The organism is Psychromonas arctica, assembly GCF_038155225.1.
Lineage (GTDB): Bacteria > Pseudomonadota > Gammaproteobacteria > Enterobacterales > Psychromonadaceae > Psychromonas > Psychromonas arctica_B.
This window is the reverse complement of record NZ_JBAKBA010000261.1, coordinates 1-223: the sequence shown is the minus strand read 5'-3', so window position 1 is coordinate 223 and position 223 is coordinate 1. Positions and strand designations below refer to the sequence as shown.

Annotated in this window: 1 pseudogene; it reads right to left on the bottom strand. The window is 39.5% G+C overall.

The annotated features are described in order from the left end of the window. A pseudogene (locus V6255_RS18495) lies at window positions 1–223 on the bottom strand (IS5 family transposase); the annotation flags it as partial.

The window sequence follows — 223 nt, the reverse complement described above, 5'->3', positions numbered from 1 at the left end:
TTTAGGAGATTGATTTATCAGCTCTTCGGCATGGACAATATCGTGTACTTGACCTACAGATAATGAAAAACAAACGGGTAGCCCATAACTATCACTGCAAAGTGAATCTTTGTTGAGTTACCGCCTTTGCTTTTACCTATTGCTTCATCGTCATTTGTGACAGCACCCGTTCCATGCTGATGAGTATGGACTATACTACCATCAATAAATAGCCATTCTGAAT